Origin of the sequence: Streptomyces qaidamensis (genome assembly GCF_001611795.1) — a bacterium.
Taxonomy (GTDB): Bacteria; Actinomycetota; Actinomycetes; order Streptomycetales; family Streptomycetaceae; genus Streptomyces; species Streptomyces qaidamensis.
The window spans coordinates 8,675,101-8,695,980 of record NZ_CP015098.1; the positions used below are offsets into that span (position 1 = coordinate 8,675,101).

The 20,880-nt window shown below is 71.3% G+C and carries 21 protein-coding genes and 1 riboswitch; of the genes, 13 read left to right on the forward strand and 8 right to left on the reverse strand.

The annotated features are described in order from the left end of the window. Positions 1–63: 63 nt before the first annotated feature. Together A4E84_RS38010 and A4E84_RS38015 are read left to right on the forward strand one after the other, a co-directional pair. Entirely contained in the window at positions 64–624 is a 561-nt protein-coding gene (locus A4E84_RS38010) for an RNA polymerase sigma factor (RefSeq protein ID WP_062930890.1), read from the forward strand. After that, a complete protein-coding gene (locus tag A4E84_RS38015; RefSeq protein ID WP_062930891.1) occupies positions 617–1,678 on the forward strand; it encodes a CU044_5270 family protein in 1,062 nt (353 codons plus the stop codon). Before A4E84_RS38010 ends, A4E84_RS38015 begins: the two co-directional genes overlap by 8 nt. A 104-nt stretch (positions 1,679–1,782) precedes the next feature. Continuing rightward, positions 1,783–1,867: riboswitch (ZMP/ZTP riboswitch) on the reverse strand. A 29-nt stretch (positions 1,868–1,896) separates the two neighbouring features. On the opposite strand, the gene A4E84_RS38020 is transcribed toward A4E84_RS38015, so the two are convergent. Next, the gene (locus tag A4E84_RS38020; protein WP_062930892.1) at positions 1,897–2,259 is read right to left on the reverse strand and encodes a nuclear transport factor 2 family protein; all 363 of its coding nucleotides are present in this window, start codon (positions 2,257–2,259) and stop codon (positions 1,897–1,899) included. Positions 2,260–2,432: 173 nt separating this feature from the next. Here A4E84_RS38020 and A4E84_RS38025 point away from each other — a divergent pair, with 173 nt between their 5' ends. Further along, positions 2,433–2,720 (forward strand): hypothetical protein, encoded by a 288-nt coding sequence (locus A4E84_RS38025; protein WP_062930893.1) that lies wholly within the window; start codon positions 2,433–2,435, stop codon positions 2,718–2,720. Positions 2,721–2,775: 55 nt separating this feature from the next. Here A4E84_RS38025 and A4E84_RS38030 read toward each other — a convergent pair whose 3' ends face one another. Continuing rightward, positions 2,776–4,530 carry an ABC transporter ATP-binding protein gene (locus A4E84_RS38030; protein ID WP_062930894.1) on the reverse strand — a complete coding sequence of 585 codons (1,755 nt, stop codon included), beginning with the start codon at positions 4,528–4,530 and terminating at the stop codon, positions 2,776–2,778. 171 nt (positions 4,531–4,701) lie between these two features. Here A4E84_RS38030 and A4E84_RS38035 point away from each other — a divergent pair, with 171 nt between their 5' ends. From A4E84_RS38035 to A4E84_RS38050, 4 genes are all read left to right on the forward strand, one after another. Then, positions 4,702–5,790, forward strand: a complete 1,089-nt coding sequence (locus A4E84_RS38035) for an S-(hydroxymethyl)mycothiol dehydrogenase (protein ID WP_062930895.1) — start codon at positions 4,702–4,704, stop codon at positions 5,788–5,790. Further along, the gene (locus A4E84_RS38040; RefSeq protein ID WP_062930896.1) at positions 5,790–6,419 is read left to right on the forward strand and encodes an MBL fold metallo-hydrolase; all 630 of its coding nucleotides are present in this window, start codon (positions 5,790–5,792) and stop codon (positions 6,417–6,419) included. Before A4E84_RS38035 ends, A4E84_RS38040 begins: the two co-directional genes overlap by 1 nt. Positions 6,420–6,508: 89 nt before the next feature. Then, positions 6,509–7,423 (forward strand): SDR family oxidoreductase, encoded by a 915-nt coding sequence (locus A4E84_RS38045; protein ID WP_062930897.1) that lies wholly within the window; start codon positions 6,509–6,511, stop codon positions 7,421–7,423. 181 nt (positions 7,424–7,604) lie between these two features. Then, on the forward strand, positions 7,605–8,300 hold the full coding sequence (locus A4E84_RS38050; protein ID WP_062930898.1) for a L,D-transpeptidase family protein: 696 nt from the start codon (positions 7,605–7,607) through the stop codon (positions 8,298–8,300). A gap of 40 nt (positions 8,301–8,340) precedes the next feature. Here A4E84_RS38050 and A4E84_RS38055 read toward each other — a convergent pair whose 3' ends face one another. From A4E84_RS38055 to A4E84_RS38070, 4 genes are read right to left on the reverse strand one after another with little or no spacing between them, the layout of a single operon-like run. Beyond that, positions 8,341–9,540 (reverse strand): Gfo/Idh/MocA family protein, encoded by a 1,200-nt coding sequence (locus A4E84_RS38055; RefSeq protein WP_062930899.1) that lies wholly within the window; start codon positions 9,538–9,540, stop codon positions 8,341–8,343. 14 nt (positions 9,541–9,554) lie between these two features. Continuing rightward, positions 9,555–10,904, reverse strand: a complete 1,350-nt coding sequence (locus tag A4E84_RS38060) for an ABC transporter substrate-binding protein (protein ID WP_062930900.1) — start codon at positions 10,902–10,904, stop codon at positions 9,555–9,557. A 10-nt stretch (positions 10,905–10,914) separates the two neighbouring features. After that, the gene (locus tag A4E84_RS38065) at positions 10,915–11,838 is read right to left on the reverse strand and encodes a carbohydrate ABC transporter permease (protein WP_062930901.1); all 924 of its coding nucleotides are present in this window, start codon (positions 11,836–11,838) and stop codon (positions 10,915–10,917) included. An 18-nt stretch (positions 11,839–11,856) separates the two neighbouring features. Further along, a complete protein-coding gene (locus tag A4E84_RS38070) occupies positions 11,857–12,822 on the reverse strand; it encodes a carbohydrate ABC transporter permease (RefSeq protein ID WP_062930902.1) in 966 nt (321 codons plus the stop codon). Between the two features lie 171 nt (positions 12,823–12,993). Between A4E84_RS38070 and A4E84_RS38075 the strand changes: the two genes are divergently transcribed. The 3 genes from A4E84_RS38075 (at position 12,994) to A4E84_RS38080 (ending at position 15,369) form a co-directional block, all read left to right on the forward strand. Then, positions 12,994–14,154: an ROK family transcriptional regulator gene (locus tag A4E84_RS38075; protein ID WP_062930903.1), complete on the forward strand. Its 1,161-nt coding sequence runs from the start codon at positions 12,994–12,996 to the stop codon at positions 14,152–14,154. A gap of 163 nt (positions 14,155–14,317) precedes the next feature. Continuing rightward, positions 14,318–14,476 (forward strand): hypothetical protein, encoded by a 159-nt coding sequence (locus A4E84_RS42675; RefSeq protein WP_162494364.1) that lies wholly within the window; start codon positions 14,318–14,320, stop codon positions 14,474–14,476. 68 nt (positions 14,477–14,544) lie between these two features. Further along, entirely contained in the window at positions 14,545–15,369 is an 825-nt protein-coding gene (locus A4E84_RS38080; protein WP_062930904.1) for an EamA family transporter, read from the forward strand. A 32-nt stretch (positions 15,370–15,401) separates the two neighbouring features. On the opposite strand, the gene A4E84_RS38085 is transcribed toward A4E84_RS38080, so the two are convergent. Together A4E84_RS38085 and A4E84_RS38090 are read right to left on the reverse strand one after the other, a co-directional pair. After that, positions 15,402–16,748, reverse strand: a complete 1,347-nt coding sequence (locus A4E84_RS38085; RefSeq protein WP_062930905.1) for a S1 family peptidase — start codon at positions 16,746–16,748, stop codon at positions 15,402–15,404. Positions 16,749–16,870: 122 nt separating this feature from the next. Then, complete coding sequence (locus A4E84_RS38090) at positions 16,871–17,860, reverse strand: hypothetical protein (protein ID WP_062930906.1); 990 nt, start codon at positions 17,858–17,860, stop codon at positions 16,871–16,873. A gap of 24 nt (positions 17,861–17,884) precedes the next feature. Between A4E84_RS38090 and A4E84_RS38095 the strand changes: the two genes are divergently transcribed. From A4E84_RS38095 to A4E84_RS38105, 3 genes are all read left to right on the forward strand, one after another. Next, on the forward strand, positions 17,885–19,063 hold the full coding sequence (locus A4E84_RS38095; protein ID WP_062930907.1) for a MalY/PatB family protein: 1,179 nt from the start codon (positions 17,885–17,887) through the stop codon (positions 19,061–19,063). A 29-nt stretch (positions 19,064–19,092) separates the two neighbouring features. After that, entirely contained in the window at positions 19,093–19,473 is a 381-nt protein-coding gene (locus A4E84_RS38100; RefSeq protein ID WP_062930908.1) for a PPOX class F420-dependent oxidoreductase, read from the forward strand. A gap of 64 nt (positions 19,474–19,537) precedes the next feature. Next, the gene (locus tag A4E84_RS38105; protein WP_062930909.1) at positions 19,538–20,875 is read left to right on the forward strand and encodes a Gfo/Idh/MocA family protein; all 1,338 of its coding nucleotides are present in this window, start codon (positions 19,538–19,540) and stop codon (positions 20,873–20,875) included. Positions 20,876–20,880: the final 5 nt, after the last annotated feature.

Consider the following 20,880-nt stretch of genomic DNA (forward strand, 5'->3'; position numbering starts at 1 on the left):
CGACGCGACGAGCATCACGAAACCGGGTGTGACGATCGAGAAGATGCCGGACACGTACGGGACATGAGCAACGACGAGATCTTCGCCGCTGCCTACCGCGAGCACTACTGGGCGGTCAGCCGTTATGTCGCGCGTCGACTGGACGGGCGGGCCGGCGAGGTGGAGGAAGTGGTGGCGGAGGTGTTCACGGTCGCCTGGCGGCGCCGGGCCGACCTCCCGGCCGCCGCGCTGCCCTGGCTGTACGGCGTGGCACGCAACTGCCTGGCCAACGCGGTACGCGGCCACGGACGCCGCCGCCGGCTCGTCCACCGGCTCGGCAACGACGACACCGCGCACGGCCGGCACATCGCGGCGGGCCCCGAGGCCGACACGCCCGGCGCCTGGGTGCACGAGGCACTCACCCGGCTCTCCGCCGCCGACCAGGAGGTGCTGCGCCTGACGGCCTGGGAGCAACTCGGCATCGAGGAGGTCGCCGTCGCCCTCGGCTGCGGCAGCCGGGCCGCGTCCATGCGGCTGCACCGGGCCCGGCGCCGCCTCAGAGCCGAGATCGACCGCATGCGTCCCCAGCCCCCGATCGCCGAGCACGCCTGCACGACCGCCCCGAAGGAACACGGCCATGGCTGACGAACTCGAACTGCTGCGCAGCGCCGACCCCGTGCCGCCCGACGGCCCCCACTTCGGCGACGGCCCCCTGGACCACAACGCCGAACGCCGGCTCGAACAACTGCTGCGCGACCAGGGGAACCGGCTCCCCGCACCAGGTCTGCTCGCGGGCCACCCCTGGGGACACCGGGGTCTGCTCCCCGGCCGCCTGCGGGACCGGCTGCTGCCGGGACCCGGCCGGGTACGGCTGGCCTGGGGTCTGGTCGCCACCGCCGTCGTCGCCGCCCTGACCCTCACCCTCGTCCTGAGCGGACCGGGCACCCCGCCCGCGGTCGCCGCGCCGCGCCCGTTGGTGGTCGAGACCGGCTCCACGCCCGTGTCCCTGCACCGCATGGCCGAGCGGGCGTCGGCCGTGGCCGAGGCCGACGGCGCGCCCCGCCTGCGCAAGGGCACGCACGTGCAGTCCTGGAGCCTCGGCATGTCCGACGACAAGCCCCCGATCACCCTGCCCGAAGAGCGCATCGTGCGCTGGCGGGCCGACGACAGCCACACCGAGCTCGTCGTGGCCACGGACCCGAGGCATCCGGGCCGCCCGGTCCTCTCGGACGAGGGCGGCGAACCGCACCTCGTCGACGACGGACACGTCCTCCTCGACCAGACCTACCCGCCGAGCTGGAGCGACGCCCCGCCCAAGTCAGCCCCGCCCCGCGACCCGGCCCGGCTGCGCGCCTACCTGATGGAGGCTCAGTACACCGACACCCCGCTGACCACGCCCGAGCTGCTCGACGCCATGGCGACGCTGCTCGACAACTGGACCCTCGGCGCACGGGAGAGCGCGGCGCTCGCCCGGCTCCTGGCCGGAGCCGAGGGACTGCGGCCGGTCGGCCGGGTGACCGACCGGCTCGGCCGGCGCGGCCAGGCCTACGTGTACGACACCGGCGGTCTCCTCCGCATGCTGATCATGGACCCGGCCACCGGCGCCGTCCTCGGCCTGGAGAGCACCCTCAAGCACCCGGACCCCCAGTACGGCGTCGAAAAGGGCGCCGTCATGTCGTACAGCGCCTGGATGCGCTGATCACCCGCCAGCGACACCGAGCTGCCGGGCGGCGGCCTCCACGGGCGAGTGCGGTGCCGTCCATGAGCCGTGCCTGCGACATGATCCACTCCTGGGCTGGTGAACTGCTTCGCCCAGGCGCACGGCATCGACTTCCGCGAGGCCGCTCCCCGGTGGTGCTCCACCTCAGCGCCGGTCACGGCCCGGCCTCACCCTGACGGAGCCCGGCGCGGCTCCCGCTACTCGTCCCAGGCCTGGACCAGGGTCTGCTCGGCGATCTTGCCGTCGCGCAGCCCGATCATGGACTCGGACAGGACGCGCACCCCGTCCGCGTACTCGCAGCTCTCGCTGTAGGCGGCCTCGTCGCCCTGGATGACGCACCGTTCCAGCTTGTGCGACATGTCGCGGCTGTAGACGTCCTCCAGCATCCGGCCGATCTCGTCCCGGCCGTGCAGGACCTTGGGGTGGCTGGGCTGGGTCGTGCGGTCCACGATGCGCAGCTCCGCATCGTCGGCGTACAGGGAGAGCAGGATGTCCGGATCCCCTTCCACGCCTTGGCGCAGGGTGTCCCGGTCGAAGGCGGGGTCTGCCGCGGTTCCCATGATGACCTCCTTCGAAGGGCCGCGGCCCGGCGGACGCGGGCCGCGAAAGGCCTCTTCTGTCGAGCGTCCTCCCGCCCGGCGCGCTCGGCAAGCGCAACCGGAACACTGGGCCTGACGGGTGAGCGATGCCGCCCGCCCGTGTCCGTCGGGGGCCCGTTCGCGTTGCGACAGGCATGATCTCAACACGACGTATCGTCGCCGCCGTTGGTCTCGCCGCTGGGGTCACCGGCCTCGCCGCGCCGCTGGCGAACGCGGCCGACGCGGAAGCGAAGAGCCCGCTCAGCCCGATGGCCACGCTCGACTCGCTGACCGTGAGCGACATCCCCGCCGCGCACAAGGACGAGATCCCGCGGCCCTCCTCGCAGCTGGCCGGACTCAACCGCCTCAACGACCTCGACCAGCTGAACCAGGTCGTCGGTCTGGTCTCCCCGGTCTTCGGTTTCGTGCCGAACGTCCGCTGACCGCGGCGCACGCCGAGGGCCGCCGGAACCGGGCGGCCCTCACGCATGTCCGGGCTCAGTCCGCGGTGGCGAGGAACTGCGTCGCCGCCAGCTCCGCGTAGAGCGGATCGGCCGTCACGAGTTCCCGGTGCGTGCCGACGGCCCGGACCCGGCCCGCGTCCATCACCACGATCCGGTCGGCCATCGTCACCGTCGACAGCCGGTGCGCCACCACGAGGACCGTGGTCGTGCGCGCCACGTCCGCGACGGTGTCGCGCAGCGCCGCCTCGTTCACCGCGTCCAGCTGCGAGGTCGCCTCGTCGAGCAGCAGCAGCCGGGGCCTGCGCAGCAGCGCACGGGCGATGGCGACGCGCTGGCGCTCACCGCCGGACAGCTTGGTACCGCGGTGCCCGACCAGCGTGTCCAGGCCGCCGGGCAGCCGGGAGACCAGGCCGTCGAGACGGGTCGTCTTCAGCACCCGCGCGAGGGCGTCCTCGTCCGCCTCCGGATTGCCCAGCAGCAGGTTGTCCCGCAGGGAGCCCGACAGGACCGGCGCGTCCTGCTCCACGTAGCCGATCGCGGCGCGCAGCCGGGGCAGCTCCCAGTCGCCCAGGTCCCGCCCGTCCACCGTGATCACGCCGGACTCGGGGTCGTAGAACCGCTCGATCAGGGAGAAGACGGTGGTCTTGCCGGCGCCGGACGGGCCGACGAACGCCGTCATGCCCTGCGCGGGCACCGTGAACGTCACCCCGTGGTGCACGTAGGGCAGGTCGTCGGCATAGCGGAAACGGACGTCGTCGAAGACGAGGGCGGCGGGCTCGGCGCCGGGGGAGGGCAGCGGGGCGGCCTCGGCGGCCGGTTCGGCGGGCAGGCGCAGGGCCTCCTCGATACGGGTGAGGGCCGCGGCGCCCGTCTGGTACTGGGTGATGGCGCCGACGACCTGCTGTATCGGTGACATCAGGTAGAAGACGTACAGCAGGAACGCCACCAGCGTGCCCACGTCGACCGCGCCGGTCGCCACCCGCGCGCCGCCCACGGCGAGCACCGTGATGAAGGCGACCTGCATGGACAGCCCCGCGGTGTTGCCCGCGGCCGCCGACCACTTGGCGGCGCGCACGCTCTGCCGCCACGACTCCTGCGCCGCCTCGTGCAGCGTCCGCTCCTCGCGGTGTTCCGCGCCGGACGCCTTCACGGTGCGCAGGGCGCCGAGGATCCGCTCCAGCGAGGCACCCATGACACCCACCGCGTCCTGCGCCTGCCGGCTCGCCTTGTTGATGCGCGGCACGATCACGCCGAGAACCACCCCGGCGCCCAGGATCACGGCCAGGGTGACGCCCAGCAGCACGGCGTCCACCAGGCCCATCATCACCACCGTGGCGACGAGAGTCAGCCCGCCCGTGCCCAGGCCGACCAGCGAGTCGGTGGTGACCGCGCGCAGCAGGGTGGTGTCGGAGGTGATGCGGGCCATCAGGTCCCCGGGCTCGCTGCGGTCCACGGCCGTGATCCGCAGCCGCAGCAGATACGACGACAGGGCACGCCGCGCGCCGAGCACCACCGACTCGGCGGTGCGGGTCAGCACGTACGAACCCAGCGCGCCCACCGCCGCGTTGGCCACGACGAGGGCCGACATCGCCAGCAGGGCGCCGGTGATGGCCCGCTCGTGCGAGAGGTCGTCGATCAGCTCCCGCGCCACCAGCGGCAGCAGCAGTCCGGTCGCCCCGGTGACCAGCGACAGCAGCGCCCCGGCCAGCAGGGACCAGCGGTGCGGCCGTACGTACCCGAGGAGCTGCCGCCACGCGGGTGTGGCGGTCTCGGTCTCTGCGATGCTCACGGTGCTCCCTCGGCGTCGGCGGAGCGTTCAGGCTACGTGGCCGCCGACCCGCCCGGCCTGCCCTTTCCGCCCTTTCCCGGCCGAGGAGGGTGGCCGATCCGCGTCCCTTACCGATCAGTCGCGCGTAGGGTCGGAGAGGAACGGACCCCGGCCGACGAAGGAGTCAGCACCATGGCCCAGGAAGTACGCGGCGTGATCGCCCCCGGCAAGGACGAGCCGGTGCGGATCGAGACGGTCCTGGTGCCCGACCCCGGCCCGGGCGAGGCGGTGGTGACAGTGCAGGCCTGCGGGGTGTGCCACACCGACCTGCACTACAAGCAGGGCGGCATCAACGACGAGTTCCCGTTCCTGCTCGGCCACGAGGCCGCCGGCGTGGTCGAGGCGGTCGGCGCCGGCGTCACCGACGTCGAACCCGGTGACTTCGTGATCCTCAACTGGCGTGCGGTGTGCGGGAAGTGCCGGGCCTGTCTGCGCGGGCGGCCCTGGTACTGCTTCGACACCCACAACGCGCAGCAGAAGATGATGCTCGCCTCGACCGGCCAGGAGCTCTCCCCGGCCCTCGGCATCGGCGCCTTCGCCGAGAAGACGCTGGTCGCGGCAGGCCAGTGCACCAAGGTCGACCCACGGGTGGCCCCGCAGGTGGCCGGTCTGCTGGGCTGCGGTGTGATGGCCGGCATCGGCGCCGCGATCAACACCGGGAACGTCGGCCGGGGCGACTCGGTCGCCGTGATCGGCTGCGGCGGAGTCGGCGACGCGGCCATCGCCGGATCGCACCTGGCCGGAGCGGCGACGATCATCGCCGTCGACATCGACGACCGCAAGCTGGAGACCGCCCGCTCCATGGGCGCCACCCACACCGTCAACTCGCGCGAGAACGACCCGGTCGAGGCGATCCGCGAGCTCACCGGCGGCTTCGGCGCCGACGTCGTCATCGAGGCGGTCGGCCGCCCGGAGACGTACAAGCAGGCCTTCTACGCCCGTGACCTCGCCGGCACGGTCGTCCTCGTCGGCGTCCCGACACCCGAGATGAAGCTCGACCTGCCGCTGCTCGACGTCTTCGGCCGCGGCGGGGCACTGAAGTCGAGCTGGTACGGCGACTGCCTGCCCTCCCGCGACTTCCCCATGCTGATCGACCTGCATCTGCAGGGCCGTCTGGACCTCGGCGCGTTCGTCACGGAGACGATCCAGCTCGACGAGGTGGAGAAGGCGTTCGAGCGGATGCACCACGGCGACGTGCTGCGCTCGGTGGTGGTGCTGTGATGACGACCCGCATCGAACACCTCGTCACCTCCGGGCAGTTCAGCCTCGACGGCGGCACCTGGGACGTCGAGAACAACGTGTGGATCGTCGGCGACGACCACGAGGCGATCGTCATCGACGCCGCCCATGACGCCGACGCCATCGCCGAAGCCGTCGGGGACCGCCGGCTCACGGCCATCGTGTGCACACACGCCCACAACGACCACATCGACGCCGCCCCCGCCCTCGCCGAGCGCACCGGCGCCACCATCTGGCTGCACCAGGACGACCTGCCGCTGTGGAAGCAGACCCACCCGGACCGGGACCCCGACGCCTGGCTGGTCGACGGCCAGACGATCGAGGCCGGCGGTGCCGACCTGCGCGTCCTGCACACCCCCGGGCACGCGCCCGGCGCGGTCTGCCTCCACGACCCGGGGCTCGGCACCGTCTTCACCGGCGACACGCTCTTCCAGGGCGGCCCCGGCGCCACCGGCCGCTCCTTCTCGCACTTCCCGACGATCATCGACTCGATCCGCGACCGGCTGCTGACCCTGCCGCCCGAGACGACGGTCCGCACCGGCCACGGCGACTCCACGACCATCGGCGCGGAGGCCCCGCACCTGGAGGAATGGATCGCCCGGGGCCACTGACCGCGTGTCGCCCGTAAAAGGCGACAGGAGATGTCCGGCTTACCCGTCACGCTGAAGGCGACAGGCAGTCAGCTCACGGGAGGTCGGACATGTCAGCTCCGTTGCAGGACAAGGTCGCACTGGTCGCCGGTGCGACCCGGGGCGCCGGACGGGGAATCGCCGCGGAACTCGGCGCGGCCGGCGCCACGGTCTACGTCACCGGCCGCAGTACCCGCGCCCGCCGCTCGGAGTACGACCGGCCGGAGACCATCGAGGACACCGCCGACCTGGTCACCGCGGCCGGCGGCCGGGGCGTCGCCGTCCCCACCGACCACCTCGACCCGGCGCAGGTCCGGGCCCTCGTGGACCGGATCGCGGACGAGCAGGGCCGCCTCGACGTCCTCGTCAACGACATCTGGGGCGGCGAGAAGCTCTTCGAGTGGGACACCCCCCTCTGGGAGCACGACCTCGACAACGGCCTGCGCCTGCTCAGGCTCGCCGTCGAGACGCACGCCGTCACCAGCCACCACGCCCTGCCCCTGCTGCTGCGCAACCCCGGCGGCCTGGTCGTCGAGGTCACCGACGGCACCGCCGACTACAACGCCGAGAACTACCGCGTGAACTTCTTCTACGACCTCGCCAAGGCCTCCGTGCTGCGCATGGCCTTCGCCCTCGGTCACGAACTCGGCCCGCGCGGCGCCACCGCCGTCGCCCTCACGCCGGGCTGGCTGCGCTCGGAGATCATGCTGGACGGTTTCGAGGTGAGCGAGGAGAACTGGCGCGAGGCACTGGAACGCGTCCCGCACTTCGCCATCTCGGAGACCCCGCACTACGTGGGCCGCGCCGTGGCCGCACTGGCCGCCGACGCGGACGTGGCGCGCTGGAACGGGCAGTCGTTGTCCAGCGGCGGACTCGCCCAGGTGTACGGCTTCACCGACCTCGACGGCAGCCGCCCGGACGCCTGGCGTTACCTCGTCGAGGTCCAGGACGCGGGCAAGCCGGCCGACACGACCGGCTACCGCTGACGCGCACAACCCGGGAACCTGATCTCGGCGATCGACCGCTCTGTGTAGATATGTCCACTCCATGTCGGTGGGGTATGTCACTGTTCCGTCGCAGCCCCGCCGACCGCACAACCGGAACGGTTCTCCGGCCGTCTAGCTGGCAGACATCGCACACTCACTTCCGCGAAAGGGCTGACCAGCCATGGGGGACGTACGCAGACGGAGTGCCGTCGCACTGGGGATCACCGGTCTGGTGGTACCGCTCACGCTCGCACTCGGCGCCGCACCGGCGCAGGCCGCGAGCTGCACCACGCAGGCCGGCCCGTACCAGAAGAAGGTCGAGAAGTTCCTCGGCCGTCCGGTCGACGGCAAGCAGTCCGCCGCCGACTGCAAGGCCATCAAGGCCTTCCAGACCAAGCACGGCATCTCGCCGAACATCGGCTACGCCGGCTCCGTCACCTGGGGCGTGATGGACCTGATGCAGAAGCAGAAGGCCGTCGGGTCGAACCCCAACAAGGACGGCAAGTGCCCGGTGAACAAGGGCCGGATCGCCTGCGTGAACCTGACGCTCCAGCTGAGCTGGATCCAGGACGGCAAGAAGCTCGTCTACGGTCCCGTCCCGGTGCGCACCGGCCGTGACGGCGACGAGACCCGCACCGGCCTGAAGAAGATCTACTGGCGCAACATCGACCACGTCTCGTCCATCTACGACGTGCCGATGCCCTACGCCCAGTTCTTCGACGGCGGCCAGGCCTTCCACCAGGCGAACGTCAGCATGTGGAACCCGCCGGGCTCGCGCGGCTGCGTCAACATGACCAAGACCGACGCCAAGAAGTACTGGTCCATGCTGAAGAAGGGCGACGACGTCTTCGTGTACGGCCGCAAGCCGGGCACCTGATGCACCTGATACGGGGCACCCGGCTCGCACACGACGTTCCCTACTGGGGCGCGTCCCCGAAGTCCGGGATCTCCAGCCTGACCCCGCCCTGCCGCGCCGACTCGTGCGCGACGATGCCCGGCAGGGTGTAGCGGGCGGCCACCCAGGCGTTCACCGACGGCAGCGTACGGTCGTTGACGGCGGTCACGAAGTCGTCCACCAGGAAGTGGTGGCTGCCCTCGTGGCCGTTGTGCAGGCTGTCGAACTCCCTCGGCAGCCGCGCCCGGTCGTGCACCGGCGCCGAGCCGGAGGTGAAGGCGGCCCGCAGCTCCGGCGCGATGTGCTGGAGCGAGGGGTCGTCGGGCGCCATGGTGGGCTTGGGCTCCAGCAGTTCGCTGATGTCCTTCACCCCCTGCTTGTCCTGCCACAGGGCGACCGTGGCGAGCTGCTCCATGCTTGCCTCGGTGCCGAAGAAGCGGAAGCGCGACTCCCGTATGTGCGAGGGGTAGCCGACCCGGCGGAACTCGTTCGTGCGGAACGAGCCGCCGCCCGCCACCTCGAACAGGGCGGTGGCGTTGGAGACGTCGTTGCCGAACTGGCTGACGTCCTTGTCGAAGACGCCGTCGCCCCGGTCGTCGACGACACCGATCGCCGACACGCTCACCGCGTGCGTCTTCCAGGCGCCCAGCACCCCGCCGACCGCATGCGTCGGGTACAGCAGCGGGGGATAGCTGGCGGTCGCCTTCCAGTTCTCGCCGCCGCTGTACTGGTAGGCCTCGTAGAACCCCAGGTCCATGTCGTGGACGTAGTCGCCCTCGGCGTAGAAGAGCCGCCCGAAGGCGCCCTCGGCGATCTGGTTGCGGGCGTGGACCGTGGCCGGGTTGTACTCGCTGGTCTCGCCCATCATGTAGGTCAGCCCGGTGGCCTTGACCGCGTCGATGATCGCCGCGATCTCCTCCGTGCTGATCGCCATGGGGACGGCGGAGTACACGTGCTTGCCGGCGTTCAGGCCCTGGAGCACCAGCGGCCCGTGCGTCCAGCGCTGGGTGAAGATCGCGACGGCGTCGACGTCCTCCGACTCCAGCATGGCCTGGTAGGACGGGAAGGTGCCGGCCAGCCCCTGGGCGGAGGCGAGATGGGCGGCCCTCTCGGGCAGCAGGTCGGTGACGTAGACGTCGCCGACGCCGGGGTGGGCCTGGAACAGGGTGGCGAACTGGCCCGAGAACTGTCCGGCGCCGACGATGCCGATGGAGAACGTCATGGAGCGCGTGCCCTTCACTGGGAGAGGATGAGGTTGATCTGGTCGTTGGTCTGATCGAGGCTGCTCACGGGCTTGCCGTTGCCGTAGATGTCTTCCATCGCGGGCTGCATGAGCGCGGTCATGTCCGCCGAGTAGCTGGCGATCGGGTACGAGAAGGTCCGGGCATGCTTCTTGTCGGCCACGGGTTCGGTGAACGACGAGACGTCGATGCCCTTCTTCCGGTACGCGGCGACAGCGGCCTCGGTCCCGGCCGGCGTGGCGGGGAAGACGACGCCGTACCTGCCGACGACGCTCTGGCACTTGTCCGAGGCCAGATAGGCCACCCACTTCTTGGCGCCCGCCTTGTTCTTGGAGGCCTTCGTGACGGAGTCGGCGAGACCGTTCATCATGGTGGCGCGCTTGCCGGTCGGGCCGACCGGGGTCAGGGCGGTCCTGATGTCCTTGCCCTTGAAGCCCGCGTAGGTGGAGATCATCCAGGCCCCGTCGAACGCGGTGGCCGCCTTGCCCGCCGCCACCTGCGTGTTCGCCTGGTTGGACTGGACGTTGTAGTCGGACAGCGGTGGCATGTAGCCCTTCTTCGCCAGGCCGAAGTACCACCGGATGACCGACTGGAAGGTCTTGCTGTCGTACTGGTACTCGGTGCCCCAGCGCGGCTTGTCGAGGTAGCTCCAGCCGGCGGAGGCGGCGAAGTTGCTCCACTGGGTCTGGCCGTCGCCGAACCCGCCGCCGTTGCTGGCCATGCCGTAGACCTTGACGTTGTTCCGGTCGAAGCCCGGTTCGTCACCCCGCTTGCCGTTCCTGTCGACGGTGAGGTGGGCGATGGCCTTCTCGAAGGTGCCGCCGTCCTTCGGGTTCCAGGACAGGCTGTTGAGCTGTTCGGCGCCGAGTCCTGCCTCCTCGGTCATCTTCGAGTTGTAGAACAGCGCGACCGTGTCCCAGTCCTTCGGGGCGCCGTAGCGGTGGCCGTCCTTGCCGATCCAGTTGGCGGCGAGGCCCGGCTGGTAGTCCGAGTCCTTGATGCCGAGGTCGTCGAGCGGTTCGAGGACCTTCAGATCGGCGAACTGGCCGAAGTTCTGGATGTGGTCGGTGAACACGTCCGGCTGGGTGCCCGCGATGAACCCGGCGGTGAGCTTGGTCCAGTAGTCGCTCCAGCCCAACTGCGTGATCTTCACCTTCAGCCCGGGGTTCTCCTTCTCGAACCCCTTGGCGCAGGCCTGGTAGGCGGGCAGCTGGTTGGCGTCCCACAGCCAGTACGTGACGGTGTTCGCGGACGATCCGGCTGCGCCTTGCTGAGCGCATCCGCTCACCAGGGACAGCGCCAGCGCTCCGGTCACCGCGACGAGCGGACGAAGTCGAATTCGCATCACAGTCCCCTTACTTGATCCCGGTGAAGCCGATGGAGCTGACGATGCGGCGGGCGAAGCAGGCGAACAGCACCAGCATCGGCAGCGCGGCGATCAGCGTCGCGGCCATGAGCCCGGACCAGTCGACGCCGGTCGCCGGGGTCTGCGCCCGGAAGACCGCCAGCGCCACGGTCAGCACGCGCGAGCTGTCGCTGTAGGAGACCATCAGCGGCCAGAAGTAGTCGTTCCAGGAGGTGATGTACGTCAGCACGCCCAGCGTGATGATCGGCGTGGACGCCATCGGCAGGACCACCCGGAAGAAGACCCTGATCTTTCCGGCGCCGTCGAGCAGCGCGGCCTCCTCGACCTCCTTGGGGATGTTCATGAAGAACTGCCGCAGGAAGAACACCGCGAACGGCGTCATGAACATGGTGGGCAGCGCGATGCCGAGAAGCGTGTCGATCAGGTGCAGCTGCTTGATGAGCACGAAGTTCGGCAGCAGCGTGAAGATGGCCGGCACCATCATTCCGGCCAGGAACAGCCCGAACACCTTGTCCCGGCCCCGCCAGTGCAGCCGTGAGAAGGCGTACGCGGCCATCGCCGAGAAGAAGATCTGACAGCCGGTGATCAGCGTCGAGACCAGTACCGAGTTGAGCAGGTAGCGCCAGAAGTCCAGCCCGCCGCCCGCCCCGCCCTGCGCGATGGCCTCCTCGGACGACTGGAGCCCCAGGGCCCGTTCGAAGCCGCTGGTGGTGAGGTCCACCGGCAGGGGGTTGGTGGGGTCGGCGCTCAGGCCCGCGTTGGTGGAGAGCGCGGTGCGCAGGATCCAGTAGAACGGCAGCAGGGTGATGAGGACGATCAGTCCCATCACGGTCCAGGCGGCGGCCCGCCCGAAGGGGAACCTGCGCCGGACCGGCCGCAGGGTCGTCGGCGGTGTTGTCGTCACGGCAGCCATGGCGGTGTCTCCCTTCCGTCAGCCGAGGTCGGTCCGGCCGGCCCGGGTGAGCCGGTACTGGAGGATGGTGATCGCGCTCAGCACGACCAGCAGGGCGACGGACATGGCCGAGGCGTACCCGAACTGGAAGCGGCCGAAGGCCGAGCCGTAGATGTAGTACTGCAGCACGTTGGTGGCGTTGGCTGGACCGCCCGCGGTGGTCACGGCGACGGTGTCGAACACCTGGAACGACCCGATCACCGTCATGATCAGCACGACCGCGAGCACCGGACGCAGCAACGGCATGGTGATCCGCCAGAACATCCGCCACTCACTCGCGCCGTCCACCCGGGCCGCCTCGTACATGTCGTTCGGGATGGCCTGGAGGCCGGCGAACAGCAGCAGGGCGGTGTAGCCCACGTGCCGCCACACGTTGATGAGCGCGATCGTCGGGATCGCCCAGGTCTCGTCGGCGAGGAACGGGATGCGGTCCACCCCGAGGCCGCTGATGATCTCGTTGCCGATGCCGAGCTGGGTGTCGAGGATCCACAGCCAGACGAGGCCGGCGACGACGTTCGACATCAGATACGGCGTCAGCACGATCCCGCGCAGCATCGCCGACTGCGTCAGCCGCTGGAGCAGGACGGCCATGGCGAGTGCCGCGACCGTCTGCACGCCGATGTTGATGACGACGTACTCGACGGTGACCCACAGGGAGTCCCAGAAGATGGGGTCGTTGACCATGCGGACGTAGTTGTCCAGGCCCACCCACTCCGCCGGGGTCAGCAGGTTGAAACGGGTGAAGCTCAGGTAGATGCCCCGCAGGGTCGGCCAGAGCAGGAAGACCAGGAAGCCGAGCAGGGCCGGCGCGATGAAGAGCGCGGCCAGCCGGCCGTCCCCCCGGTCCTCGCCGGACACCCCCTGTCGCGTCCCGGTCCTGCTGCTGGCCTCCGCCGCGCCGCCCGTGGGCAGACGTGAAGGAGGACTGCTGGAGGCGATGGTCATCGGGAGACTCCCTCGCTGCGGCGGCTCGTCCTCTGGCGGGACTTACTTTTGGCGCGAAACAATTGCCGCGTCAAGGGCCCTGCAAACATCTTTTCGCAGGAACCGACATCGACGTAGAGTGGTCATGTTGGTTTCGGTGTGAAAAAAATGGGTGAGGGGAGTCGGACCTTCATGACCGACGGCACCGCCGGCTGGCTGCCGCTGAGCGCGGGGGAGCGCTCCGTGGCGATCGAAGTGCTCGTCCACGGCCCGCTCTCGCGCACGGAACTCGCCCGTAGGCTCGGCCTGTCGGCCGGCAGTCTCACCCGGCTGACCAAGCCGCTGATCGAGTCGGGCCTGCTCGTCGAGGTGCCCGAAGCCGACGCGCCCGCGGAGTCGCGCCAGGGCCGCCCCTCCCAGCCGCTGGACGTCGTCGCCGACTCGGGATTCTTCCTCGGCTTCAAGATCACCGAGGACATGGTCTACGGCGTCGTCACCACCCTGCGCAGCCACATCGTCGCCCGCCACGACCGCCCGCTCACCACCCACGACCCCGCCGAAGTGGCCGACGTGCTGGCCCGGATGACCGCCGAACTGGCCACGGGCCACCCCCGTCTCGCCGGGATCGGCATCGGGGTCGGCGGGTTCGTCCAGGACCGTGCCGTGGTCGGCGAATCCCCCTTCCTGCTGTGGCGGGACGTCCCCCTGGCCGACCTGGTCGAGCAGCGTACCGGACTGCCGGTGGTCGTCGAGAACGACGTCGCCGCCCTGGTCGAGGCCGAGACCTGGTTCGGCGCCGGACGCGGCCTGGAGCGCTTCGTCGTCCTCACCATCGGCGCCGGCCTCGGTTACGGGCTCGTACTGGGCGGCAGGCGGGTGCCCTTCGCGGAGGAGGACCGTGGCTTCGGCCGGCACTGGATCGTCGACTCCAACGGGCCGCTCACCCCGGACGGCAGGCGCGGCAGCGCCGTTTCGCTGCTGACCATCCCCAGCATCCGCTACCAGATCCGGGCCGCCACCGGCGGCGACCGCACCTACGACGAGATCCTCGCCCTGGCCGCCGCGGGGGACCCGATGCCCGTCCGGGTCGTCGACGAGGCCGCGCGCGCCCTGGGTACGCTGGTCGCGCAGATCTCCAACTTCGTGATGCCGCAGAAGATCCTGCTCGCGGGGGAGGGGGTCGGGCTGATGGACGTGGCCGGGAAGACGGTCGAGGAGACGATCCGTGAGCACCGTCACCCGCTGGCCGCCCCGGTCGGTCTGGAGACGAAGGTGTCCGACTTCCACGACTGGGCCCGAGGCGCGGCCGTGTTGGCCATCAAGGTGCTCGTGCTGGGATCGGCCGAAGCATGAACCACGGCGAACTTCCCGGTGCCGAAAGGTACTCACAGGCGGCTGATGTGAACAGCCTCACGTTTACCGGGAGATGGACGTGATCAGTAACACTGTCCGAAATGCCCGATTAGCTCGTGATTACTCACATCGCCTTCACGTCCGGCGACGTATGCTTCACAGCATGTCCACCACTGTTGAAACCTCATCCGAGCGATCGGCTGACGAGGTCAACGAGGAGATCCGTGCGCTGTGGCGCCGGTCGGGCGGGACACTGAGCGTCGAGCAGCGCGAGGAGTACCAGCGGCTCGTCCTGGAGTGGGCCGCCGCGGCCCCGCAGTAGCTGTCGCAGGCCCGAGCACCATCGCCCGCTGACGCATCGGACCCTCGTCGAAGGGCACCCCTGATCCAATGGGTGCCCTTCTCGCACTTTCCTCGGCCGTCGTCTACGGCATCGTCGACTTCGCCGGCGGTCTGCTCTCCCGGCGCGTGCATCACACCGCCGTCACCTTCCTCGGCCAGCTGGGCGGGCTGCTGCTCGCCTGCGCGGGCGCCCTCCTCCTGCCCGCCGACGCCGTCCACCCTGCCGACCTGCTCTGGGGAGCGCTGTCCGGCGTCGGGAGCGGCACGGCCATGTGGTTCCTCAACCGCGGGCTGAGCAGAGGGGACATGAGCGTCGTGGTGCCGGTGAGCGCCGTCACCGGTGTCGCGCTGTCGGTGCTGTGCGGGGTGCTCGTCCTCGGCGACCGTCCGGGTGCCGTCGCCTGGCTGGGCATCGCCGTCACGGTGCCCGCGCTGTGGTGCGTAGCCGGCGGCAGGGCCGGTGCCGGGAAGGGGACGGCGGACGGACTGGTCGCCAGCCTGGGCGTCGCCGTGCAGTACCTCGCCCTCGGCCAGGCCGGGCCCGGAAGCGGGCTGTGGCCCGTCGCCGCGGGCCGGGTCGCCGCGGTCCTCGTGCTCCTGCCGGACGCCGCCCGGCCCGCCCGCCGGCTGAAGCTGCCGCCGGTCCGCTGCGTTCAGGCCGTCCTCACCGGGGCCGGTGCGGCCCTCGGCCTCGTGCTGTATCTGCTCGCCGCCCAGCGGCAGTTGCTGGCCGTCGCCGTGGTGCTGGCCTCCCTGTACCCGGCCCTCCCCGTGGTGCTGGGCCTCGTCCTGCTGCACGAGCGGATCAGCCGCCGTCAGACGGTGGGGCTGCTGGGGGCGGGCCTCGCGACCGTGCTGCTCACCCTGGGCTGACGGGCCCGTCCCGCGACCGCCGGCCACCCGCGTCATCCCCAAGTGGCCGAGTAGTACTGCCGGTACGCCTTGCGGTCCTGCTCCGCGCGGATCCACCGGGTCGCCACCAGGGCCACGAGGCTGCCCGCTATGACGAGCATGCCGGGGCCCACATTGCGCGGGTCGGTGAGACGGCTCAGCACCGTCGACACGTCCGTGCCCGTGATCGGCGCCGACGAACCGGGCGAGGCCGCACCCGGCGAGGCCGACGGCGCGGGCGCGGCGCCCGTGCCACCGGACGACTTCGCCACGATCAGCTTGACGCCGAGCTCGGTCAGCGCCTTCGTCACCGGCTGGAAGAACGTCGTGCCGCCCGCCTTGCAGTCCCCACTGCCGCCCGAGGTCAGGCCGATCGCGACGCCGTCGGCGAACATCGGGCCTCCGCTGTCACCGGGTTCGGCGCACACGTTCGTCTCGATGAGACCGGTGACCGTGCCCTCGGGGTAGTTGACCGTCGCGTTGAGCGCCGTCACCTCTCCCTCGCGCAGTCCGCTGGTGCTGCCACTGCGGAAGATCTTCTGCCCGACCTCCGCATCGGCGACGCCCGTGATCCGCACGCCCTTGCCGTCACCGACCGCCACCACGTCCGCGCCCTTGCCCGCACGGCCGCCGTCGTACTTCACCAGGGAGTAGTCGTCGCCGGGGAAGCTCCCCCGGAGCGACGTACCGACCTGCTGCCGACCCTGGTCGTCGGCGAACCAGACCGAACCGTCGGGCCCGCAGTGCCCCGCCGTGAGGATGAAGTCGCTCTTGCCGTCGGTCACGTTGAACCCCGCCGAACAGCGCCCGGCGGTCGACAGGATGGGCTGCGCGCCGTTGAGCCGTGTCGTGAACCTGCCCTCGGTGCGCTCCATCCGCACGAACGAGCCGATGCCCTCGGCCACCTCGGTCATCCGGGACCAGTCGGCGGCGGAGACGGTGCTGTCACCGCGTACCACCACCTGGTTGCTCTTGTAGTCCAGGGCCCACGACGTTCCGGCCACCCGGGGGGCCGAACGCAACGCCGTCGCAGCGGACTTGAGGTCGCTCATGCTGTGACGGACCATCTTGGCCTGCGCACCGGCCCGCTGCACCTCGGCGGCCGCCTTCTCGTCGGTCACCGCGACGACCGGCCGCCCGGCGGAGTCGATCCAGCTGCCCGCCGTGCGCGCGTTCCCGAGCCGGGACACCAGGTCGGTGCCCTCGCCCGTCGCCGGCGGCGCGGTGAACGGGACGCCGATGACCGGGGCCGACGGCTCGCTCGCCACGGCGTTGGTGACCATCGCTCCTCCGAGGAGGAGTCCGCCGACGGCCGCCAGCCGTGTCACTCGCCGGACGACCCGTCGTCGTGCGTGCCTCATGCATGGCTCCCGAACCAGAACATCACGGTGCGAACACCGCAGGGCCCTCCTGGAGTTGAGTGCCCTTCATCCATACGGGGCGGAGCCGTGCCGTGTTCAGCGCACCGGTGATCTATTCGGCGTCACCCGGTGACCGGGGCCGCGAGCAGGGCCCCGCTGCGCGCGTCGCCCCACACCGAACCCGGATCGACGTAGGGCCGCAACAGGGCGGTGAGCGCCGGGTCCCCGCGGCCGTTCAGCTCGTCGGAGGCGATCTTGCGGGCGATCCCGGCGAGGAAGTCCGCCACCTGCACCCGCGCGTCGTCACGCGCGACGACGAGCCGCAGCCCGGCCAGGCCGATCCCGGCCCGCCGTGCGGTCTCCTCGATCCATGCGATGCGCTCCGGCGTCAGCATGTTCTGCCGGTCGTGCACGAGGTGGACCGGCCGCCCGCTCCCGTTCCAGAGCGCGGCCGTCCGCACGATCGCCGGGAGCAGCGGGTTGAGCGGCGGGATCAGGGGCGGCCCGGCCAGGAATCCGTCCCGGTACGCCACCGCGCGGGGCCGGGTCGCGGCGAGCCGCTCCAGGATCCGTGCCGCGTCCGTCCGCGGATGCGCCCGGCGCAGGGTGTCGACGGTGCCGTAGAAGGCGTCCACCGGGTCCCCGTCGTGGCGGACCCGCAGCACCTGGTTGGCCGCCTCCAGGAACGCCCGCCAGCCGTCCTCCTCGAAGACCTCGCGCCCCGCGCGGAACAGAACGGCCGCCTCGGCCGCGTCGTCCAGCAGCAGGCCGAGGGTCCGGTCCACCACGAAGTACGTCTTCTCCATGAGGTGCACCCGCGCCTGCCCGTCGATCGGGCCCGTCGGCGCGAGCAGCCACTCCAGCACCGCACGGTGCTTCTCCCGCAGCAGGTGGGTCGCCTTGTACTCCTCGGCCGGTGACCGGATCCGGTCCCGGATCTCCCCGACCGTCGCCGCGGCCGACGCCATGGACAGTGAGACGCCGGCGTGCGCGAACACGTCCGTGTTGCCGCCGGTGAGGTTCTCACCGTCCGACCCCGACTCGTCGCAGGCGATCTCCAGCAACGCGCCCACCGCCCCGCCCCGCTCGCCGTCCGCACGATTCCCGCTCACCGCACAGCCCCCTATCGTGTGCCCATGACCAGGATCCCGCACGAGACGTCCGGTGAACCGAATCCCCTGCAAGCCCTCACTCTCGACAACCTCCGGCAGCGCACCAGCATGAAGTGGCGCACCTACCCGGAGGACGTGCTGCCGCTGTGGGTGGCCGAGATGGACGTGCCGCTCGCCGAGCCCGTGGTGCGTGCCGTCACCGACGCGCTCCACCTCGGCGACACGGGCTACCCGGCCGGCACCGCCTACGCGGAGGCCCTGGCCGCCTTCGCCGGGAAGCGGTGGGGCTGGGAGGGGCTCGCCGTGGAGCGCACCGCGATCGTGCCCGACGTCATGCTGGGTGTCGTCGAGATGCTCAAACTGGTCACCGGCCCGGGCGACACGGTGGTTGTGAACCCGCCCGTGTACCCGCCGTTCTACCTGTTCGTGGAGCACATGGACAGGCGGGTGGCCGAGGCCCCGCTCGGGGCGGACGGGCGCATCGACCTGGGAGTCCTGGAGTCGTCGTTCCGGCAGGCCGTCGTGGGCGGGCGGCGAGCCGCCCATCTGCTGTGCAACCCCCACAACCCGACCGGCACCGTGCACACGGAAGAGGAACTGTCCGCCGTCGCCCGCCTCGCTGAGCGGTACGGCGTGCGCGTCGTCGCCGACGAGATCCACGCCCCGCTCGTGCTCGGCGGCGCCGGCTTCGTGCCGTATCTGAGCGTGCCGGGCGCCGAGCGCGGCCTGTCCCTGATGTCGGCCTCCAAGGGCTGGAACCTGCCCGGGCTCAAGGCCGCCCTCGCGGTCGCCGGGCCCGGGGCCGCGGCCGACCTGGACCGTATGCCGGAGGAGGTGGGGCACGGCCCGAGCCACGTCGCCGTCATCGCCCACACCGCCGCCCTGAGCGACGGCGTCACCTGGCTGGACGCCCTGCTGACCGGCCTCGACGGCAACCGGCGGCTGCTCGCCGACCTGCTCGCCGAGCACCTGCCCGCGGTCCGCTACCGCCCGGGCGACGCCACCTACCTGGCCTGGCTCGACTGCCGTGCCCTCGGGCTCGGCGACGACCCGGCCGACGTCTTCCTGCACCGCGGCCGCGTCGCCCTCAGCTCAGGCCTTCCCTTCGGCGCCGGCGGAGCCGGCCATGCCCGCCTCAATCTGGCGGCCTCACAGGAGGTGCTCACGGAGGCGGTGCGCAGGATGGCGGCGGCGCTGCGCTGAACCCGGGGCACGCTCGTACACTTCCCGGCATGGACGACAGGACGCTGGACGAACTCGGCGCGGGCAAGTACCTGCTGGTCACCAGCTACCGCAGGAACGGCACGCCGGTCGCCACCCCCGTCTGGGTGGTGCGCGACGGGGACGCGCTCGGCGTGTGGACGCCCGCCGACTCCTGGAAGGTGAAGCGGATCCGCAACCGCGCCGACGTGCTGATCGGCCCCTGCGACCTGCGCGGCAACCCCACGGGCGACCAGGTGCCCGCGACGGCGGAGATCTGCGACGCGGCCACCACCGCCCGCTACCGCCGGCTCATCGGCCGCAAGTACGGCCTGACGGGCCGGCTGACCCTGCTCGGCAGCCGGCTGCGCCGGGGCGTGGACGGCACGGTGGGCATCCGCATCACCCTCTGAGGTCCGGCAAGCGCTTTCGGCCGTGGGGGAGTGAGAGCCCCGTCCATGGGAAAGGGCACCTGCCATGAGCCGAACCCCCGTCCTGCGCGCAGCCGTCGTCGGCACCGGCCACCGGGCCCAGCTGTTCACCCGCGGCCTCGCCGAACGCCCCGGTCATGTCGTGGCCGCGCTGTGCGACCCCAGCCCGACCCGGATGGCCTTCCACAACCGGCTGCTGGCCGAGGCGGGCGCACCGGCCGCCACCGTGTGGGAGCCCGACCGCTTCACCGCCCTGCTCGCCGAGGAGGGCATCGACGAGGTCGTCGTCACCACCGTCGACGCCGAGCACGACCGGTACATCGTCCCGGCCCTGAAGGCGGGCTGCCGGGTCGTCACCGAGAAACCGATGACCGTCGACGCGGAGCGCTGCGCCCGCATCCTCGACACCGTCCGCGCGACCGGCAACTCTCTGACGGTCGCCTTCAACTACCGCTTCAACCCCGTGCACGAGAAGGTCCGCGCCCTGCTCGCCGACGGGGCGATCGGCGAGGTGCTGTCGGTCCACTTCGAGTGGCTGCTCGACGTACGGCACGGCGCCGACTACTTCCGCCGGTGGCACCGCGAGAAGAGACACAGCGGCGGCCTGATGGTGCACAAGTCCTCGCACCACTTCGACCTGGTGAACTGGTGGCTCGCCGACGAGCCCCGGGAGGCCTTCGGCTACGGGCGGCTCGGCTTCTACGGCCGCGAGGCGGGGGAGCGGCACGGACTGCGCCGGGACTACGACCGCGCCCACGGCGCCGAGCCGGCCGCCGGCGACCCCTTCGCCCTGGACCTCGCGGCCGACGACGCCCTGCGCGCCCTCTACCTGGACGCCGAGCACGACGACGGCTACCTGCGCGACCGCAACGTGTTCGACGGGCCGGTCACCATCGAGGACGACATGTCCGTCCTGGTGCGCTACGCGCGCGGCGCGACGATGACGTACCACCTGACCGCCTACTCCCCCTGGGAGGGCTACCGGGTGATGTTCAACGGCAGCGCGGGCCGGCTGGAGCTCGAGGTGGAGGAGAGCCGCTGGCAGCGGCCGCCGAGTCGGGTCACCTCGGCGGTGGGCGCGGTGCACGGCGACACGGCGGCCGAGCACGCGGGGGGCGCCCGTCTCACCCTGCGCCCGCTGTGGCAGCCCCCGCAGGACGTGCCGCTCGCGGTCGCCCACGAGGCCCACGGCGGCGGTGATCCGCGCATGCTCGACGCGCTGTTCGGGCCCGTCGGCCCCACCCGCCCGGCGGACGCCGGTGCCGGGGCCCGTCCCACGGCGACCGAACGCGACGGGGCGCTCGCCCTTGCGGTGGGACTGGCGGCGAACCGGAGCTTCGAGACGGGACGGCCCGTGCGCACCGACGAGCTGATCGCGGGCTGAGGGCG

Excerpts from the sequence above, each read along its gene's own strand:
- A4E84_RS38060 (WP_062930900.1), bottom strand. The coding sequence starts at position 10,904 with ATGCGAATTCGACTTCGTCCGCTCGTCGCGGTGACCGGAGCGCTGGCG.
- A4E84_RS38025 (WP_062930893.1), top strand. The coding sequence starts at position 2,433 with ATGATCTCAACACGACGTATCGTCGCCGCCGTTGGTCTCGCCGCTGGG.
- A4E84_RS38105 (WP_062930909.1), top strand. The coding sequence starts at position 19,538 with ATGAGCCGAACCCCCGTCCTGCGCGCAGCCGTCGTCGGCACCGGCCAC.
- A4E84_RS38050 (WP_062930898.1), top strand. The coding sequence starts at position 7,605 with ATGGGGGACGTACGCAGACGGAGTGCCGTCGCACTGGGGATCACCGGT.
- A4E84_RS38010 (WP_062930890.1), top strand. The coding sequence starts at position 64 with ATGAGCAACGACGAGATCTTCGCCGCTGCCTACCGCGAGCACTACTGG.
- A4E84_RS38035 (WP_062930895.1), top strand. The coding sequence starts at position 4,702 with ATGGCCCAGGAAGTACGCGGCGTGATCGCCCCCGGCAAGGACGAGCCG.
- A4E84_RS38020 (WP_062930892.1), bottom strand. The coding sequence starts at position 2,259 with ATGGGAACCGCGGCAGACCCCGCCTTCGACCGGGACACCCTGCGCCAA.
- A4E84_RS38015 (WP_062930891.1), top strand. The coding sequence starts at position 617 with ATGGCTGACGAACTCGAACTGCTGCGCAGCGCCGACCCCGTGCCGCCC.
- A4E84_RS38100 (WP_062930908.1), top strand. The coding sequence starts at position 19,093 with ATGGACGACAGGACGCTGGACGAACTCGGCGCGGGCAAGTACCTGCTG.
- A4E84_RS38080 (WP_062930904.1), top strand. The coding sequence starts at position 14,545 with ATGGGTGCCCTTCTCGCACTTTCCTCGGCCGTCGTCTACGGCATCGTC.
- A4E84_RS38085 (WP_062930905.1), bottom strand. The coding sequence starts at position 16,748 with ATGAGGCACGCACGACGACGGGTCGTCCGGCGAGTGACACGGCTGGCG.
- A4E84_RS38040 (WP_062930896.1), top strand. The coding sequence starts at position 5,790 with ATGACGACCCGCATCGAACACCTCGTCACCTCCGGGCAGTTCAGCCTC.
- A4E84_RS38075 (WP_062930903.1), top strand. The coding sequence starts at position 12,994 with ATGACCGACGGCACCGCCGGCTGGCTGCCGCTGAGCGCGGGGGAGCGC.
- A4E84_RS38095 (WP_062930907.1), top strand. The coding sequence starts at position 17,885 with ATGACCAGGATCCCGCACGAGACGTCCGGTGAACCGAATCCCCTGCAA.
- A4E84_RS38065 (WP_062930901.1), bottom strand. The coding sequence starts at position 11,838 with ATGGCTGCCGTGACGACAACACCGCCGACGACCCTGCGGCCGGTCCGG.
- A4E84_RS42675 (WP_162494364.1), top strand. The coding sequence starts at position 14,318 with ATGTCCACCACTGTTGAAACCTCATCCGAGCGATCGGCTGACGAGGTC.
- A4E84_RS38070 (WP_062930902.1), bottom strand. The coding sequence starts at position 12,822 with ATGACCATCGCCTCCAGCAGTCCTCCTTCACGTCTGCCCACGGGCGGC.
- A4E84_RS38045 (WP_062930897.1), top strand. The coding sequence starts at position 6,509 with ATGTCAGCTCCGTTGCAGGACAAGGTCGCACTGGTCGCCGGTGCGACC.
- A4E84_RS38055 (WP_062930899.1), bottom strand. The coding sequence starts at position 9,540 with ATGACGTTCTCCATCGGCATCGTCGGCGCCGGACAGTTCTCGGGCCAG.